This window comes from Actinosynnema sp. NPDC049800, assembly GCF_040656635.1.
Taxonomy (GTDB): domain Bacteria; phylum Actinomycetota; class Actinomycetes; order Mycobacteriales; family Pseudonocardiaceae; genus Actinosynnema.
The window spans coordinates 132,937-147,491 of the sequence record NZ_JBFAMT010000012.1; the positions used below are offsets into that span (position 1 = coordinate 132,937).

Annotated in this window: 13 protein-coding genes; 3 read left to right on the forward strand and 10 right to left on the reverse strand. The window is 71.9% G+C overall.

Annotated features, from left to right (window positions below; all coding sequences use genetic code 11):
- Position 1 precedes the first annotated feature (1 nt).
- Entirely contained in the window at positions 2 to 922 is a 921-nt protein-coding gene (locus AB0I91_RS17340) for an ABC transporter ATP-binding protein (RefSeq protein WP_499637462.1), read from the reverse strand.
- A 56-nt stretch (positions 923 to 978) separates the two neighbouring features.
- Here AB0I91_RS17340 and AB0I91_RS17345 point away from each other — a divergent pair, with 56 nt between their 5' ends.
- Positions 979 to 1,569, forward strand: coding sequence for a GNAT family N-acetyltransferase (locus tag AB0I91_RS17345; RefSeq protein WP_498778321.1), 591 nt, complete (start codon positions 979 to 981; stop codon positions 1,567 to 1,569).
- Between the two features lie 60 nt (positions 1,570 to 1,629).
- On the opposite strand, the gene ndk is transcribed toward AB0I91_RS17345, so the two are convergent.
- The 3 genes from ndk to AB0I91_RS17360 all read right to left on the reverse strand — a co-directional run bounded on the left by ndk (position 1,630) and on the right by AB0I91_RS17360 (position 2,805).
- Positions 1,630 to 2,040, reverse strand: coding sequence for a nucleoside-diphosphate kinase (gene ndk, locus AB0I91_RS17350; RefSeq protein WP_366198952.1), 411 nt, complete (start codon positions 2,038 to 2,040; stop codon positions 1,630 to 1,632).
- 175 nt (positions 2,041 to 2,215) lie between these two features.
- Entirely contained in the window at positions 2,216 to 2,446 is a 231-nt protein-coding gene (locus tag AB0I91_RS17355) for a hypothetical protein (RefSeq protein ID WP_498778320.1), read from the reverse strand.
- 5 nt (positions 2,447 to 2,451) lie between these two features.
- Complete coding sequence (locus tag AB0I91_RS17360; RefSeq protein WP_499637464.1) at positions 2,452 to 2,805, reverse strand: hypothetical protein; 354 nt, start codon at positions 2,803 to 2,805, stop codon at positions 2,452 to 2,454.
- Positions 2,806 to 2,820: 15 nt separating this feature from the next.
- On the opposite strand from AB0I91_RS17360, the gene AB0I91_RS17365 reads away from it, so the two are divergent.
- Positions 2,821 to 2,991, forward strand: a complete 171-nt coding sequence (locus AB0I91_RS17365; RefSeq protein WP_499610905.1) for a hypothetical protein — start codon at positions 2,821 to 2,823, stop codon at positions 2,989 to 2,991.
- A 57-nt stretch (positions 2,992 to 3,048) separates the two neighbouring features.
- Here the strand turns inward: AB0I91_RS17365 and pulA are convergent, their stop codons facing one another.
- The 4 genes from pulA to AB0I91_RS17385 form a co-directional block, all read right to left on the reverse strand.
- A complete protein-coding gene (pulA, locus tag AB0I91_RS17370) occupies positions 3,049 to 8,571 on the reverse strand; it encodes a pullulanase-type alpha-1,6-glucosidase (RefSeq protein WP_499637466.1) in 5,523 nt (1,840 codons plus the stop codon).
- A gap of 126 nt (positions 8,572 to 8,697) precedes the next feature.
- Positions 8,698 to 9,981, reverse strand: coding sequence for a WXG100 family type VII secretion target (locus AB0I91_RS17375; protein ID WP_499637468.1), 1,284 nt, complete (start codon positions 9,979 to 9,981; stop codon positions 8,698 to 8,700).
- Between the two features lie 9 nt (positions 9,982 to 9,990).
- Positions 9,991 to 10,254, reverse strand: coding sequence for a hypothetical protein (locus AB0I91_RS17380; protein ID WP_498778315.1), 264 nt, complete (start codon positions 10,252 to 10,254; stop codon positions 9,991 to 9,993).
- A complete protein-coding gene (locus AB0I91_RS17385; RefSeq protein ID WP_498778314.1) occupies positions 10,254 to 10,556 on the reverse strand; it encodes an SAV_915 family protein in 303 nt (100 codons plus the stop codon). The genes AB0I91_RS17380 and AB0I91_RS17385 overlap by 1 nt, the downstream gene beginning before the upstream one ends.
- Before the next feature lie 234 nt (positions 10,557 to 10,790).
- Between AB0I91_RS17385 and AB0I91_RS17390 the strand changes: the two genes are divergently transcribed.
- Entirely contained in the window at positions 10,791 to 12,005 is a 1,215-nt protein-coding gene (locus AB0I91_RS17390) for a hypothetical protein (RefSeq protein WP_499637470.1), read from the forward strand.
- A gap of 7 nt (positions 12,006 to 12,012) precedes the next feature.
- Here the strand turns inward: AB0I91_RS17390 and AB0I91_RS17395 are convergent, their stop codons facing one another.
- Both AB0I91_RS17395 and AB0I91_RS17400 read right to left on the reverse strand, forming a co-directional pair.
- Positions 12,013 to 12,738, reverse strand: coding sequence for a MerR family transcriptional regulator (locus tag AB0I91_RS17395; protein ID WP_499637472.1), 726 nt, complete (start codon positions 12,736 to 12,738; stop codon positions 12,013 to 12,015).
- A 33-nt stretch (positions 12,739 to 12,771) separates the two neighbouring features.
- Positions 12,772 to 14,298, reverse strand: coding sequence for an alkaline phosphatase D family protein (locus AB0I91_RS17400; RefSeq protein ID WP_499610890.1), 1,527 nt, complete (start codon positions 14,296 to 14,298; stop codon positions 12,772 to 12,774).
- Positions 14,299 to 14,555 lie beyond the last annotated feature (257 nt).

The window sequence follows — 14,555 nt, forward strand, 5'->3', positions numbered from 1 at the left end:
CTCAGTCCACCAACGTCCGGCCGGTCAGGCGCAGGAACACGTCCTCCAACGTGCTGCGGCGCACCAGGCTGGACACCGGCCGCACGCCCCGCGCGTGGACCGCGGCCAGCGCCGCGTCGCCGTCGGGGGTGTAGAGCAGGACCCGGTCGGGCAGCACCTCGACCCGTTCGGCCAGGTCACGCACCTCGTCGGCGCTCTGCTCACCCGGCGGGAAGCGCAGCTCGAGCACCTCCTTGGTCGAGTAGCGGCGGATCAGCTCGGACGGCGAGCCCTCGGCCGCGATCCGACCGCCGTCCATCACCACCAGCCGGTCGCACAGCTGCTCGGCCTCGTCCATGTAGTGCGTGGTGATGATCAGCGTGACGCCGGACTGCTTGAGCCGGAACAGCCGGTCCCACAGCAGGTGGCGCGCCTGCGGGTCCAGGCCCGTGGTCGGCTCGTCGAGCAGCAGCAGGTCGGGGTCGTTGACCAGGGAGCGGGCGATGGTGAGCCGCCGCTTCATGCCGCCCGACAGCGGCTCCACCTCGGCGTCGGCGCGGTCGGTGAGCTGGGCGAAGTCCATCAGCTCGACGGCGCGCTCGCGCACCGCGGCCCGGGACAGGCCGAAGTAGCGGCCGTAGACCTGGAGGTTCTGCCGGACGGTGAGCTCGGTGTCGAGGTTGTCCTGCTGCGGCACGACGCCGATGCGGGCGCGGATCCTCGGGCCGTCGGTGTCCGGGTCCAGGCCCAGCACCCGCAGGTCGCCACCGGTGCGGGGTGACACGCACGACACCATCCGCATGGTCGAGGACTTGCCCGCGCCGTTGGGGCCGAGGAAGCCGAACGCCTCGCCCTTGCTCACCTCGACGTCGATGCCCCGGACGGCTTCGAAGGAGCCGAAGTGCTTGGTCAGGCCGTTGGCGTGGACGAGGGTGGGGGTCACGTTCGTCACGTTAGCGGCGGGGTCCGACATTCTCGGAACCGTTTTAGGGTGGCGCCGTGGACATCGAGCTGAGTTGGCCGGTGGCGGCCGACGAACGACTTCGGTCCGAGGTGCACGAGGTGCTGCACGCCGTGGTGGCCGCCGGTGGCGCCATCGGCTGGCGCGAACCGCCGGGGCGCGCGGAGACCGACGCGTGGCTGGACAGCGTGCTCGCGTCGCCTTCCGACGGTGCGCTCGTCGTGGCGCGGGTGGACGGCGTGCTGCGCGGCACGGCGACGTGGCGGCGGTCCGAGAGCGAGGTGTTCGAGCACATGGCCGAGGTGCGGCGGGTCACCGCGCACCCGGCGGCACGTGGGCTCGGGCTGGGCGCGCGGCTCCTCGGCGCGGTCGTCGAGCACGCGCGTGCGGCGGGGTTGGAGATGCTGACGCTCGGCGTGCGCGGGAACAACCACGGCGCGATCCAGCTGTACGAGAGCCTGGGCTTCCGCGAGTGGGGCCGCCTGCCGAACGTGATCGCGGTGGGGGACTTCCGGTTCGACGACGTGCGCATGTACTTGCCGCTGGGCCACCGCGAGGGCGTCGTGCTGCACGGCTCGGCCGCGGGTGGTCTCGGCTCGTCACCGGTGCGTGCCGCGGTCGGCGGTTAGTCCCGACACACCGACGGCCCGGACACCGCTGGGGCGTCCGGGCCGTCGGCACGGGTCAGCTCAGAGGTTCGGGAACCAGAGCTTGATCTCGCGCTCGGCCGACTCCGGCGAGTCCGAGCCGTGGACCAGGTTGAACTGGACCTCCAGGCCGAAGTCGCCGCGGATCGTGCCGGGGGTGGCCTTCTCGACCGGGTCGGTGCCGCCGGCCAGCTGGCGGAACGCCGCGATCGCCCGCGTGCCCTCCACCACCATGGCGACCAGCGGGCCGCCGGTGATGAACTCGACCAGGTCGGCGAAGAACGGCTTGCCGTCGTGCTCGGCGTAGTGCTGCTCGGCGGTCGCGCGGTCCACGGTGCGCAGTTCCAGCGCGGCCAGGTGCAGGCCCTTGCGCTCGATGCGGGAGATGACCTCGCCGACCAGGCCGCGGCTGACGCCGTCGGGCTTGACCAGGACCAGGGTGCGCTCGCTCACGGCGGTCGGTACTCCTTCGTGCGGGATTGTGCAACTCGGTCAAGGGTAGCCGGAGCTGCGATAGTGCCGGTCGTGGCCACCGACAAGCCCCGCCTGGGCACCGCCCTCACCGGAGCCGCCGTGCTGTTCGTGCTGCTGCGGCTGCTCGCGGTGTCGCACCACGACCGTCGGGCTGTCAGCTCTGGTGGATCAGCCGGTCCGGCGCCGACCCGGTGCTGAGCCAGGTCCTGGCCAGCTTGGTGGCCGCGGCGCGGAACACGCCATCGCGGTTGCCGTCGTCGGGCGAGATCACCTCCGACCGCTTGTCCAGCACGAGGTAGCGGTCCGCGCCGCCGTCGGTGTGGAACCGGTAGCGCGCCTCGGCTTCGGTTTCGCTTTCCTTGTCCAGGTACACGAGCATCGCCAACGCGATCACCTCCAAGGCCTGCTGTAGTCCTCATCGGACGCGGGTGGGATCCGGGTCTCCCACCGCGACACTTCGTTGGCCGCCGCGTGAGCGTCCTTGTACGAGGCGTTCGGGTTCTGCTGCCAGTATCGCGCCTCGGCGAGCTCGTGTTCGAGCAGGGCGATGTCCGATGGTTGCGCCCGCCCTGATCGCAACCTCAGCCACGCCTCCGCCATGTCGGGGTTGGGGTCGAGGCGAGCCATCACCGTGCCGCCGTCGACGCCTTCCAACGGGTGCAGGGCCTCGAACACGTGGTTCTTGATCTGCTCGATCTCGGCACGGTCGATGCGGTCGTAGGCGCGCAGGGACCCGTCGTCCACCGGTCGCGCGCCGCGATGCCCGAGCGGACGCTGGTCAAGGCTTACCCGCGGGGCTGCTACTGCCCCTCCGGCAAGTACCGCGGGTGGTGCGTGCCCGATTGCGGCGCGGACGAGATCGCGCCGTGGATGCGCCTCTACGACGGCATCCACGCTTCCCGGTTCACCGATCGGCGCAGCCACCGGTGACGGTTCGGCGGTGAGGTGCTCGGCGCACGGGGCCCGCGCGCCGAGCACCTCGCCGGACTAGCGGGTCAGGATGGTCACCGAGCGCGCGGGCACGGTGATCGAACCGTTGGCGATGGTGGCCTTGTCGGTGGCCAGGGGGTGGTTCTGCCAGTCGCCCGGCACGGAGAGGGACTTGGTGGTCGGGTAGGGGTTGATGATCACCAGGAGGCCGTTCAGGGACGGGTCGGTGTCCGGGCCCGCCGTGTCGTCCAAGAGCGCCGCGACGATGCCCGGCTCGGCGGTCGGGAACGACAGCTTCTGCTGCACGAGTGCCGCGTCGTTCAAGGTGAACAGCGGCGAAGACTTGCGGATGCGGAGGAGTTCCAGGGTGTTGTCCACCGCCGCACGCATGTCATCCGAAGACGGCTTCAGCGCGGTGTCGGCCAGGAGCGGGGCGGCGTAGGGCCACTTGTCCTCGTTGTCCGCGGCCGGTGGGAGGCCGCGGCCGAAGCCGTTGTCCCGCAACGACGGGTCGTAGCGGTTGAACCAGTCGCCGGAGTCGTAGCTGTTGCGGTCCAACGACTTGGAGCGCAGGAACTCCGCGCCGGCGTGCATGAACGGTTGGCCTTGGCCCAGCAGGACCGGGGCGAGGGCCACCTTCTGCATCCGCACGCGGTCGGCCATGGACGTGCCCGCGGGCAGCTTGAACGCCTGCGAGTCGAACAACGACTCGTTGTCGTGCGCGTCCACGTACGTGATCACGTCGGCCGGCGCGCCCGTGTACCCGGCGGGTGAGCCGTTGTACGTCACATCACGCCCCGAGACCACCCCACCACCAGTGGACTGGAACCGGTAGGACGCCATGTTGCCCGCCATGCCCAGCTTCACCAGGTCGGTGTAGTTGGCCAGCCGCGCGGTCACGTCGCCGTTGGCCGGGGAACCGTTCGGGTCGCCCGCGAGCCCGGACGCCAGCCCCTGCACGCGCGGGTCGGCGTCGAACGGCCCGCCGCCGCGCACCGCGTCGCGCAGCCGGTCGCTGAACGTGCCGATGCCCGTCCCTGCCAGGTTCGCCTGCGTGGCCTGCTCGAACCGGGCGTTGCCGGCGACCTCGCCGAAGTCCCAGCCCTCGCCGTAGATCCGGATCTTGCGCCCGTCCACGCCGTCGCGCTCGACGGTCAACTCGTCCAGCGCCGCCCGCACGGCCAGGACGTTCGCCTTCGGGTGGTGCCCCATCAGGTCGAACCGGAACCCGTCCACCTTGTACAGCCGGGCCCAGCGCACGACCGAGTCCACGACGAGCTTGCCCATCATGGCGTTCTCGGTCGCGGTGTTGGCGCAGCACGTCGAATTGGCCACGGCGCCGTCGAGGTCGAGCCGCTGGTAGTACCCCGGCACCACCTTGTCCAGCACGGACGTCGGCGCGTCACCGGCGGCGGCCGTGTGGTTGTAGACCACGTCCACCACCACGCGGTTCCCGTTGTCGTGCAACGACTTCACCATCTCGCGGTACTGCTTGGAGCGCGCCCACCCGGTCTGCGCGTCGTCCGTGGCGTAAGAGCCCTCGGGCACGTCGTAGTGGTACGGGTCGTAGCCCCAGTTGAAGCCGTCCTTCGCAGCGACACCGGCCAGGCACGCCTGCTGCTGCGGCGAGTCCGCGGGCAACGACGCCAGGTCGCACGCCGGCCGCTGCTGGTCCGAGCGCTTCTCCGGGATGGTGGCGATGTCGAACGTCGGCAGCAGGTGCACGGTGTCCAGCCCCGCCGCCGCCAGCTCGCGCAGGTGCGCCATGCCGACCGACGACGAGTGCGTGAACGCCTTGTACGTGCCGCGGTCGGACTCCGGGACGGACGTGTCGCCGATCGAGAAGTCCCGCACGTGCAGCTCGGTGATGCCGTGCTCGGTCGGGTCGCCGTCCAGGCCGCGGGCCACGTGCCCGGCCCAGTCGGCGGGCATGGTGCGCGCGTCGCCGAGGTCGGCGAACTGCGAGTGCGTCGAGTTCACCGCCAACGCCACCGAGTACGGGTCGGTCACGGTCACCGTGCGCCCGGCGACGGTCACCTCGAACAGGTAGAACTTGTCCCGCCACGCGCCGGACGCCGACCACGAGCCGGACGCGTCGTCCCGCGCCAGGTCCACCGTCGTCACCGGGCTACCGGGCTGGTCGGAGACCCGGAGCTTCACCGAGGACGCCGTGGGCGCCCACAACCGCGCGGTCACGCGGTCGCCGTCGAACGTCGGCCCGTAGGTCAGCGCGGACGCGGCGGCGGCGAACCGGTCGTCCAGCACGCCGGCGATCTGCACGCCCGTGCGGTGCCGCAGGCCGCCGTTCGAGTCGACGTGCACGGCGGACAGCTTGCCGCGCAACGCCTCGTCCAGCCGCTCGCCGTCGCGCACCCGGAACACCGGCTTGCCCCGCAGGTGCGGGAACTTCGCGGGCACGGCGTCCGACGACGGCTCCAGCCGCAGCACCTTGCCGTCGTGCTCCAGCCGGTAGCCGTCCGACGGCACCACGGGCACGTCCCACACGACCAGGTCCTTCGACACCCAGATCGCCTTGGCCTTGGTCAGGTCGTCGTCCACGCCCTCGCCACCGGACGGCGGCAGCACGTAGGAGATGGACCCGTCCGCCTTGGTGGAGCCGGAGACGTACCAGACCTCGTACCCGGTGCCCGTGACGTCGAGGAACTGGTCCGGCCCCGGGTCCTTGGCGTCACCGCGGTGGATGATGTTGTTCAGCCCGGCCGCGCCCGGTTCCAGCGCGACGGACCAGTACACGCCGAACCCGTCGGTCCCGTCCGGCACGCGGGACTGGTTCCAGCCCGGGCTCGGCTCCAGCGATCCCGTCCAGTGGTAGAGCGTCCAGTCGGTGTAGTCGCCGTCAGGCCGGTTGTAGTGGATCACCGCCCGGTTCTGGGCGGCCGCCAGGCTCGCGTGGACCTTGTCGCCGTTCACCCACGCACGTCCCGCCGTGCGACCGGTCGCCTCGACCGTGCCGCCGCGGACCACGGAGAAGTCGACGGGCGCGGTCGCCGGCACGGTCGCCACTCCCCCGCTGAACGGGTAGTCGACCCCGCCCGCGCGCACCACGAGCCCCGCCGCGTCACCGGTGTGCGTGATGACGGCTTGGCCGGTCGCGGCGACCTCGCTGGCGTGCACCGCGGCCTGGCCCTGCTCGAGCCACACCTGCGGGGTCGCGCTCGGGTCGATGAACCGGTCGCCGTCGGTGTCCTTCTCGTCGCCGCGGTGGGCGATGACGCCGACCGACCGCGCGCCGGGCTTGAGCTTGACCCACGCGAACCGGCCGTAGGGCGTCTCGCCCGCGAACGGCAGCGGCGCGTCCCACGTCGGCGCGTTCTCGACGTCGCCCCACGCGTGCAGGCCCCACCCGTCGTAGTCGCCGGCCGGGCGGTTGTAGTGCACCACCAGCCAGTCGGACGTCACGGCGGTCGGCGGCTCGACCGCGGGCGCGGCCACCAGGCCGACCTTCGCGCCGTCCGCGCCCAACGCGCCCTTGGCGTCCTTGGCGACCACGCGCAGCTCGACGTCCTTGCCCACGGCCGCGCCCGGCAGCGCCGCCAGGTCGGCGAACACCCGGTACGGCGCGGCGTCGTCGGTGCCGAGCAGCTGCCAGTCGCGCTCGCCCTCGACCCGTGCGGCGAACGTGGCCTGCGCGTACGGCGAGGTGACGCCGTCGGCGCGCAGCTCGACCCGGTCGTCCAGCACGGTGCCGGTCGCCGGCACGGCCAACGCGGGCGTCGGCGCGGCGGACGGGATCTTGCCGGTGGACTTGAGCACCAGGGCGGACAACGCGGGCACGGTCACGGTGACCTTGCCGCCCTCGGCGTTGACCTGCGAGCCGGCGGCGGGCCAGATCGGGCGGTAGCCCCGGCCCGACGCGGGCACCTCGACGGTCGCGGGCGCGGTGCCGGCGTTGGCCACGACCAGGTGCTCGACCTGCTGGGTGCGGCCCGTGCGGCTGAACGCGAGCACGTCGCCCTGGACGAGCCGGAGCTCCTGGTTGCCCTTACGCCACACCGGGTCGCGGTCGACGAAGTCCGCCAGGTCGCGCAGCTGCCGGTACAGCGGGTGGTCGGTGCGGAAGTTGTCCACCGCGCCGGTGCGGTCGCTGCCGACCAGGTCCTCGGTGGCGTACTCGGGCGTCTTCGAGGCGAACATGTCCTGACGGGCCAGCTTGTCGCCGCCCGTGCCCGCGAAGCCCTGCTCGTCGCCGTAGTAGACGACCGGGTTGCCGCGCCACAGGTACATCAGGGCGTTGCCGAGTTCGAGCCGGTCCAGCAGCTCGGCCTCGGAGATGCCCGGACGGCCGTCCCGGACCATCCACGCGATGCGGCCCATGTCGTGGTTGCCGAGGAACGTCGGCAGCGAGGAGGCGTTGGAGTCCGCGTCGGTGTAGCGGTCGTCCTCGACGAGCACCTCGCCGAGCCGGGCCGCGCCCTGGCCGGACAGGAACCTGGCCGCGCCGCTCTGGAACGGGAAGTCCAGCGTGGCCTGCATCCGGCCGGTGGTCGTGTAGCGGGAGGTGAGGGCCGGGTTGGCGTCGAACACCTCGCCGAAGACGAAGAAGTCCTTCTTGCCGCGCATCGCCGCGTACTGCTTCACGTGCGGCGCGAGGGCCTGCCAGAACTCCATGTTGACGTGCTTGACCGTGTCGACCCGGTAGCCGTCGATGCCCAGCGTGTCGATCCAGCTGGTGAAGATCCGCTTCATGCCCTTGACGACCGTCGGGTGCTCGGTCATCAGGTCGTCGAGGCCGAAGAAGTCGCCGTACTCGTTGGACTCGCCGCTGAACGTCGAGTCGCCGCGGTTGTGGTAGAGCTGCGGGTCGTTGAGCCAGGCCGGGGTCTTCTCGCCCTTGACCACCGGCGTGTACGGCGCGGTGAGCTTCGGGAAGTCCTCCTGGCCCGCGATCTCCGCGATGTCGACCGGGTTGCCCTGCTCGTCCAGGTACGGCTGCGCGCCGGTGCTGACGTAGTCGTACTCGCCCTCGGCGTAGTCGATCAGGTCGGCCGTGTGGTTGGCGACGATGTCGAAGAACACCTTGATGCCGCGGCGGTGCGCGTCCTGGATGAGCCGCCGCATGTCGTTGGTCGTGCCGAAGTGCGGGTCGAGCCTGGTGAAGTCGGTGGTCCAGTAGCCGTGGTAGCCGGCCGAGACGTCGTCGCCGGAGCCCTGCACCCACCGGTTGGCGAACATGGGCGTCATCCAGATCGCGGTGACGCCCAGGTCGTCCAGGTAGTCGATCTTGTCGCGCAGGCCCTTGAGGTCGCCGCCGTGGTAGAAGCCCTTGTCAGCGGGGTCGTAGCCGCTCTTGAGGCGGTCGGTCTCGGCCGTGCCGCCGCGGTCGTTGCGCGGGTCGCCGTTGGCGAACCGGTCGGGCATCACGAAGTAGAACCGCTCGCCGGTCAGGTCGGCCCGGAGCGCGTCCTTGGCCAACGCCCGGTCACCGTCCCGGGCGCCGGGCGCGAGGTCGGTGACGGCGCCGACCGCGAGCCTCTGCCCCACTTCGGGCGCGGCGCCGGTGGGTGGTGGCACGAACGGCACAACGGCCAGGGCGATGAGCGCGGCGACGGCCCGACGCATCGCGACCTCCTTGTCGCAAATTCTTGCAACCCCGCCCCGGCGGAGCGCCGGGACGGGGTGCACGAAACCACGACAATCACGGCCGGACAAGGCCCAGACGGCTGCAAGTCCTTGCAGATACTTGCACTAGTCGAGCAGGCTGGTCACCTTTCCGCCGAAGTCCTTGAGCCCGCCGCCGAAGTCCTTGGCGGCTTCCCACCCGGCGTCGAGGACGTCACCTCCCTTGTCCAGCAGGTAACCGCCCGCGTCGAGGAGGTGCGGCGTCGCCCACTCGACCGCGGTACTCGCGCCGAACGCCGCGACAGCGCCGATGGCGATCGGCACGATCACCGGCGCACCCGGCGCGATGACGAGCGCGACCGCGGCGCCCGCCGCCAGCCCGGCCCCGTTGGACAGCACCACCTTGGTCACGTTCTCGGCGCTCGGGTCCTGCCAGATCTCGTACGCGGTCAGCCCCGTCGACACGACGAGGCCCGCGATGGGCAGGGCCTTCACGATGGGCGGCGCGCCCCGCAGGAACGGCAGCCGGTTCTCCAGGTAACCGAAGGTCTCGGCGGCGGCGAACCGGCCGTTGCGCGCCAGTTTCAGCAGCACCGAGGTCCGCCGCGCGCCGTCGCCGCCCCACTTGCCGGCGAAATCGCGCTCGGCCGTCGCCTGGGCCAGGTCGGCGTCCACCTTGGCGAGCGCCGCGTTCGTCCGCAGGAACGGCGCGGCGTGCGGATCGGCGAGCACACCGGCGGCGTGCGTCCTGTGCCAGTCGGCCCGGCCCGTGAGCCTGATGACCGACTGCCTCATCGTGAACAGCTTCTTGGCCAGCACGGCGGCGTACGCGCCCACGGCGACGTCGGCCAACGTGGTCCAGTCGGTGACCTTGTCCCGCAGCACCTGCAACAACGTCGCGTTGGCGTCGGATTCCAGGGCACGGGCCTCCGCGACCGTGCACGCGCACTCGACGTACGCCTTGCACTGCGCCTCGTAGGTGGCGAACGCCCGGATGCTCGCCGACTCCTCCGCGGTGGGGCACCGGTCCTCCGGCGCCTTGAGCGGTCCCGGTGGCGGTGCGACGGGTTCGAGGATGGCCGTGCCGACGACCGCCAGGTTCGCCGCCCTCGCCACCTCCAACGCCTGTCCCATCCGCGAGCGGACGGTGTCGAGGTCGTCTGCGTGCGCATCCATCGCCTCCGCCGATCCGGCGAAGGTGTCCGACAACTCGTCCACCGTCGGCACGGTCCGGCCCATCCGGGCGCGGAAGTCGTCCGCGGCCGCACCGGTCCACTCCGACTCGGATCGCGTGACGACACCGCGTGCCTCCGTCGCCGCGGCCTCGACTGCCCGCGCCATGCCCCGCAACCACTCCGCGCCGGCCCGCAGGCTCGCCGGTTCCCCCTGCACGTGCGTTTCGATCGGCATCCGTCCCCCTCAGTGTCCGAACGTCTGGTCCTGGTCGGTCGTGACGTAGGTCTTGGCGCTGTCCGACACCGCGTCGCCCGCCGACGTGAACGCGGCCACCACCTCGACCACGGACTCGCACAGCACCGCGAACGCCGCGTGCACGGCGTCGGTGACGGCACCCGCCCGCAGTGCGGGGATCTCGGCGCCCGAGTTGTCGAGCGCGTCCCCACTGGCGCGCAGCGTGGACGCGAGCCGCTCCAGCGCCGCCGGTCCCGCCTCGAACCCGACCATCAGGCCACCTCCGGCAGCGGCTCGTCCCACAGCACGACGTCCGCGCCCGCGTGGTAGCGCACCTCGTGCAGCCCGTCGCCCGAGATGGCGACCCACCCCTGGCGCTCGCCGCAGCACGCGGTCAGCGCCTCCTTCGACGTGTAGACCAGCAATGCGAGCCGGTCGTCCACGAGCGTGCGCAACTCGACGCCGACACCACCGGCGGGCAGCGACGCGGCGGGCAGGTAGAGCACCCGGCCCTCGCCGTACTCCGGCCCGAGCACCGCCGGCGCGACGGCCACGTTCAGCTGATCAGACGGCATGACGAACTCTCCCCTCCACGGGATACTGCGGACGATGTTGATCGGGGCCCCGCACCGAGTATGTGGCGAAAGCCGACCCATCCCAGCAGGAAAGCGCTGGTCAGCGGGGTGGTGGCGGTGGACAACATTGTCCGCGGACAACAGGGGGGACACGTGGGCAGGCCCGGCCGTCCGCAGGGGGACCTGCGAGGGGCCACGCGCGCGCACAACGAGCTCGCGGGCTTCCTGCGCGCGATGACCGCAGAGGCCACGGTCCGCGACCTGGCCGCGCGGTACCGCACCGGCAAGACGCTATGGAGCCAGTACCGGTCCGGCAGCCGGATCGTGCCGCTGCACCTGCTCGAACGGGTGGTGACCGACCGGATCACCGACCAGCGGGGCCGGGAGATCGCCCTGGCCCGCGCGCGGGTGCTGCACGAGCAGGCAGAGGCGTCGACGCCGGAACCGGCCGCGCCGCAGGCACCTGCCGACACCGCGGACAACGCGCTGACCAGCGCGGACAACAACGTGGCCAATGCGGACAACCTGAGGTGGCGCTGGTGGCCGCTGGTGGCGGCGTGCCTCGTCCTCGTCGTCACGGTGGCGGTGGTGCTGTGGTCCGCTGTCGCCGACGAACCGCGCGACCAGGCCGGAGGGCCGGACGCGGCACCTCACGTGCCGGACGGTCTCTACGCGTTGTCCGCCGACCGCGGGTCGGTGCTGTGGTGGGACGACGAGGCAGGCGAGTGGCTCACCGTGGGCGGACCGACGGAGAGCCTGACCGCCGGGCGCGCGGGCGTGTTCGGGGTCGAACCGGCGTCCGGGCGCCTCTACCGCTACCAGGGCAAGCCGAACGCCTGGGAACCCATCGGCGAGCGTGCCGCGGAACTGGCGGTGGACGGCCACTACCTCTACCGGCTGTCCCCCGAGCGCGACCTGGTGTGGCAGTGGGCACCCGACGCCTCGACCTGGAAGGTGGTCGGCGCCTCCGCCGGCCACCTCTACGCCGGCGGCGACACGATGTACGCGACCGACCCGGTGCGGCACACCATCGTGCGCTACAACGGCCGTCCGGGTAACTGGTCGCAGATCGGCGCCGCCAACGGCCCGCAGGACACCTACGCGGTGGGCCCGGACCGGCTGTACCGCAGGTCCGCAGAGGACGGCGCGGTGTGGGAGTGGTCGAACGCCACCGGGTCGTGGACGCGGATCGGCGGGCCGACGCGCTCGATCCACGCCGGTGGCGCGGGGTTGTTCGCCCTCGACGCGACGACCGGAGCGATCCTCCGCTACGAGGGTGACCCGGACGCGTGGCCGCGCTTCGGTGAGCCCGCGGTGGACGTGGTCGTCACCGACGACGAGGTCTACCGCCTGGCACCGGACCGTTCGGTGGTGTCCCGGTGGAGCGCCCGCACCGGGGAGTGGACGGACCTGGCGGGCCCGGCCGCGGAGATCGCCGCGACCGGGTGAGCCGGCGTCACTCCTGGTACAGCCAGATCCAGTTGCCCGACGGGTCCTTCACCGCCGAGTTGCGCGGCATGCCGACCGAGTCGCGCGGTGCGACGACCTCCACGCCGCCCGCCGCGACGGCACGCGCGTGGTAGGCGTCCAGGTCGGGCACGAGCAGGCCGAACGTGCTCGGCCCGAGCCGGTCGGTGTCCGCGCGGTCCTCCAGCAGGTGCACCAGGAAGAACCCGTCCTCGCCGTACTCGCCGAACACGAACGACGAGTAGTCGTCGTCCTCGGCCCGCCTGGTCACCTCGTACCGCAGGTCGAACGCGGTCTGGTAGAACTCGACGGCCTTCGCCGCGTCGTCCACGGCGATCTTGATCTGAACCGGGCGCACGCCCGTGCCGGGGGTGGACACGGTGATCCCCTCCTCCAGGTAGCGGCCTACGTCGCCGAGCCGGGCGGCGAGGACGTCGCGCTGCCGTTCCAGCCGCTTGCGGTGGCCGGTCAGCACCTCGTCCACGTCACCGCCGTCGACCACCCGCCGGATCTCCTCGATCGGCAGGTCCAGGCAGCGCAGCGCCAGGATCAGCCGGGCGCGGCGCACCTGCTCGCGCCGGTAGCGCCGGTAGCCCGACGCCGGGTCGACGACGTCGGGCGTGAGCAGCCCGACGTCGTCGTAGTGCCGCAGCGCGTGCACGGTCAGCCCGCTGAGGTGGGCGAACCGCCCGATGGTCATCGGCTCGTCCGTCACACCACCACTGTGAGCCCTCGGGTCACCCGAGGGTCAACGGCGGGGCTGGAGGGTCTTGCTCCACAGCGACGCGCCCTTGATGTCGCGCAGCCACACGGTCAGCTCGCCGTCCCGCGACACCTCGACCTCGCCGAAGTGCTGGAAACCGTCCAACGGGGTGGTGTTCGCGGCCGGTGGGGCGTTCACGAACACCGCTTCCGGGCCGAACGTCGGGTCCAGCGCGTTCGGGCCGAACGCACCGGCGTTCAGCGGGCCGGACACGAACTCCCAGAACGGGTCGAAGTCCTGGAACGTCGCGCGCTCCGGTGAGTAGTGGTGCGCGGCCGTGTAGTGCACGTCCGCCGTCAGCCAGACGGTGTTGCGCACCCGCCGCCGCTTCAGCTCGCCCAGCACCCACGCCAGCTCGTGCTCACGCCCGCCCGGCGCGCCCGGCAGGCCGTTGGCGACGCCCTCGATGTCCGTGCCGTCGGGCACGGTGAGGCCGATCGGCAGGTCGGCCGCGATGATCTTCCAGGTGGCCCGGCTCCGGTCGAGCGAGTCCACCAGCCAGCGGGCCTGCCGCTCGCCCAGGACGACGCCGGCGCCGTCGCGCGGCGAGGTGTTCGCGTCCTTGTACGACCGCATGTCCAGCACGAACACCTCGACGTGCGCGCCGTGGCGGAACTTCCGGTACACCCGGCCGTCCACCGCCTGCCGGGGGTCGATCGGCTGCCACTCGTGGAACGCCTGGAACGCGCGTGCGGCCAGCACGTCCACCCGCTTCTCGGTGTAGGCCGGCGAGGTCAGGATCTCGCCCGGGTACCAGTTGTTGGTCACCTCGTGGTCGTCCCACTGCACGATCATCGGCACCTGCGAGGCGAACGCCCGGTACTGCGGGTCGAGCAGGTTGTAGGCGAACTGGCCCCGGTACTCGTCCAGCGTCTCGGCGACCTTCAGCTTCTCCGGGGTGACGACGTTGCGCCACACCCGCCCGTCGGGCAGCGCCACCGACTCCGCCAGCGGACCGTCCGCGTACACCGTGTCACCGCTGTTGATGAAGAAGTCGGGCCGGCGGGCGGCCATCGCGCCGAAGATCGGCATGCCGCCCAGGTCCGGGTTGCTGCCCCAGCCCTGGCCGGCCACGTCACCGGACCAGACGAATCGCACGTCGTCACGGCCGTGGGGCGCGGTGCGGAAGCTGCCCGTGACGGCTTCGCTGCGCGTGCGGCCGTCGAGGTCCTCGGCGACCACGCGGTAGTGCACCTCGCGCCCGTTCGGCAGGCCGCGCAGCCGCACCCGGCCCGTGCCGCCGGTCTCGGGCGTCAGCAACGGCCCGCGCACGGTCCGCGCGTGGCGGAACGACGGGTCCGGGGACACCTGCACCAGCATCCGCGACGGCCGGTCGGCCCGCGTCCACACCAGGCCGCCGTCGAACGTCACGTCACCGGACTGCACGCCGTGCGTGAGGACGGGCCGGTCACCACCCCGCGCCAACGCCACACCGCCGGGCACGAGCGCCGCGGCCGTACCGATCGCACCGGCGCGCAGCAGCGTCCGCCGGTTCACCACACCATCGCTCATGCGCGGGTTTGTAACCGGTGAAGCCGAATTCCGGGTGAACGGGAACCGTCGCTCACCGGTTCAGCGCACGGCGGAGCACTACGACTTGCTCCCCGAGTTCCCACTACACCTGCCGGGTGTGCTCGACCCAGGACCGGGTCACGCCGGCCACCCAGACCGGCTCGGACCACACGGACAGGTGAAGCGTGCAACCCAGGACAACCCGAACCGCATTTCTCCCGTTAGCCGGATAAAACGGCCGGCCCCGGCGGCGACCA

Bases quoted from the DNA above. Each gene is read 5' to 3' on its own strand.
- AB0I91_RS17365 (WP_499610905.1), top strand. From the start codon at position 2,821: ATGCCCGAGCGGACGCTGGTCAAGGCTTACCCGCGGGGCTGCTACTGC.
- pulA (WP_499637466.1), bottom strand. From the start codon at position 8,571: ATGCGTCGGGCCGTCGCCGCGCTCATCGCCCTGGCCGTTGTGCCGTTC.
- AB0I91_RS17375 (WP_499637468.1), bottom strand. From the start codon at position 9,981: ATGCCGATCGAAACGCACGTGCAGGGGGAACCGGCGAGCCTGCGGGCC.
- AB0I91_RS17380 (WP_498778315.1), bottom strand. From the start codon at position 10,254: ATGGTCGGGTTCGAGGCGGGACCGGCGGCGCTGGAGCGGCTCGCGTCC.
- AB0I91_RS17385 (WP_498778314.1), bottom strand. From the start codon at position 10,556: ATGCCGTCTGATCAGCTGAACGTGGCCGTCGCGCCGGCGGTGCTCGGG.
- AB0I91_RS17390 (WP_499637470.1), top strand. From the start codon at position 10,791: ATGACCGCAGAGGCCACGGTCCGCGACCTGGCCGCGCGGTACCGCACC.
- AB0I91_RS17400 (WP_499610890.1), bottom strand. From the start codon at position 14,298: ATGAGCGATGGTGTGGTGAACCGGCGGACGCTGCTGCGCGCCGGTGCG.